This window comes from Mesorhizobium sp. M1E.F.Ca.ET.041.01.1.1, assembly GCF_003997355.1.
Classification (GTDB): Bacteria; Pseudomonadota; Alphaproteobacteria; order Rhizobiales; family Rhizobiaceae; genus Mesorhizobium.
In genome coordinates, this window is the sequence record NZ_RZSL01000748.1 from 1 (window position 1) to 2,488 (window position 2,488).

A 2,488-nucleotide genomic window follows, 5' to 3' on the forward strand; every position below is an offset into this window, starting at 1 on the left:
GTGCTTGGCAAGCCGCGCCGCCAGCCCCTCACGCGCCTGGCGGGCAAGCTCGGCGGCCTCGGCCTTCTCGGCCGCGTCCTTGTCGGCGGCGTCGGCACCGGTGAAGCGGGGCAGGATCGGGCTGCGGTTCTTCGGATAGTAGGCGCAGCGCATCGCGATCTCGACCGTATTGTCGATCGCTTCGGGCAGGTCCGAGAACAGCCGCGCCATCTCGGCCTGGCTGCGCAGGAAATTGTCCGGCGAGAGCCGCCGGCGGTTATCGGCCGCAACCACCGAACCCTCGGCGATGGCGATCAGCGCATCATGCGCCTCGTAGTCGTCGCGCTTGGAGAAGAAGGCCTCGTTGGTGGCGACCAGCGGCAATTCATGGGTGTAGGCGAGGTCGACCGTCGACTTCTCGACCATGCGGTCATAGCCCTGGACGCGCTCCAATTCGATATAAAGCCTGTCGCCGAACAGCGCTTTCAACGTCAGCAGCCGCTGCTCGGCGAGGTCGCGGCGGTCGGCCTTGAGCGCGCTGCCGATCGGGCCGCGCGGGCCGCCCGTCAGGCAGATCAGGCCATCGCAATGGCCTTCCAGCATCGTGCTGGTCATATGCACCGGTTCGCCGGGCGGCGTCTCCAGATAGACCCGGCTGATCAGCCGGACCAGGTTGGCATAGCCTACCTCGCTGGCGGCGATCAGGACGATCGGCGACATGCCGGGTCCGTGCCGGCGGCGGTCGCGCTGGGCCTCGACCGCCTCGCCGGCAAAGGCGAGATCGATCTGGCAGCCGATGATCGGCTGGATGCCGTCCTTGACCGCCTTCTGGGCAAATTCGAGCGCGCCGAACAGATTGTTGGTGTCGGTCACCGCGATCGCCGGCGCCTGGTCCTTGGCCGCGTGGCCGACGATGGCGCCGAGCTGCAGGGCGCCCTCCAGCAGCGAATAGGCCGAGTGCACGCGCAGATGGATGAAGGTCCGCGCCGGCGCTTCCGGCTGCGCGGCCTTCACGGCTGCTTCGCGCTGCAGCGGGTCGCGTGGAAGTTCATCGGCCATGGGCTTCGTGTCGCTCGAAAGGACTCATCATCGGTGCAGATGTATTGTCCGGGAGCGCGCGATGCGAGTCCAGCGATCGCCTGTGCACAGCAAAGCCGTCAGGCGAATTCCATGATCACCGCGTCGACCGCCAGGCTGTCGCCGGGCTTGGCATTGAGCTTCGACACGGTGAGGTCGCGCTCGGCGCGCAGCACGTTTTCCATCTTCATCGCCTCGACCACGGCCAGCGTCTCGCCGGCCTTGACCTCCTGTCCTTCCGCGACGGCGATCGAAACGACGAGGCCGGGCATCGGGCAAAGCAGCATTTTCGAGGTATCCGGCGGCAACTTCTCCGGCATCAGCCTTTCGAGTTCAGCCGTGCGCGGCAACATGGCTTGAACCGTCACCGACATGCCTTTCCAGGCGATGTGAAACCCGTTCGGCACCGGCCGTATCTGCGCCGCAATTCCTTTGCCATTGACCGCGCCTTGCCAGATCGCGCCGCCCGGCCGCCAGTCGGAAACGACTGTCATGGGCTTGCCGCCATCGATCGAGAGATCGACCTCCATCGGGATGGAGACCATGCCGTCGACGATGCTGACGGGAAGATAGTCCGTGCCGATCTTCGTCACCCAATCGCGCTTGAGATGGCCGGAATGCGGCGCCAGCCGCCCGCCGAGGCGGTCGAGCCGGTCCCGGCGCAGCAGTTCGATCGCGATGGCGATCGCGGCAAACACCGCTTTTTCCTCGCCATCCGGTTCGACTGGCGCGAAGCCATCCGGATATTCCTCGGCGATGAAACCGGTCGACAGCCGCCCCTCGCGCCAGCGCGGGTGCTGCATCAGCGCCGCCAGGAACGGGATGTTGTGCTCGATGCCGTCGACGACGAAGCTGTCCAGCGCCTCGGACATCGCGTCGATGGCTGCCAACCTCGTCGGCGCCCAGGTGCAGAGCTTTGCCACCATCGGGTCGTAGAACATCGAGATTTCGGAGCCTTCGGCGACGCCCGTGTCGTTGCGGATCACGATATCGCCGGACGTGCCCTCTTCCGGCGGCCGGTAGCGCGTCAGCCGGCCGGTCGACGGCAGGAAGTTGCGGAACGGATCCTCGGCATAGAGGCGGCTTTCCACCGCCCAGCCGTTGAGCTTCACGTCGCTTTGCCTGATGCCGAGCTTTTCGCCGGCGGCAATGCGGATCATCTGCTCGACCAGGTCGATCCCGGTGACGAGCTCGGTCACCGGATGCTCGACCTGCAATCTCGTATTCATTTCAAGGAAATAGAAGTTCTTGTCCTTGTCGACGATGAACTCGACCGTGCCGGCGCTCTGGTAGTCGACGGCCTTCGCCAGCGCCACCGCCTGCTCTCCCATCGCCTTGCGCGTCTTGGCGTCGAGGAACGGCGACGGCGCCTCCTCGACCACCTTCTGGTTGCGGCGTTGGACCGAGCACTCGCGCTCGCCCAGATAGAGCG

The 2,488-nt window shown here is 65.8% G+C and carries 2 protein-coding genes; both read right to left on the reverse strand.

The window, feature by feature from the left end; all coding sequences use genetic code 11:
- On the reverse strand, positions 1–1,038 hold a 1,038-nt coding region (locus tag EOA38_RS33520; RefSeq protein WP_127301249.1), incomplete at its 3' end, for a PHP domain-containing protein.
- 98 nt (positions 1,039–1,136) lie between these two features.
- Positions 1,137–2,488, reverse strand: a 1,352-nt coding sequence (locus EOA38_RS33525; RefSeq protein WP_127301250.1) for a biotin/lipoyl-containing protein, incomplete at its 5' end; no start/stop codon positions are given.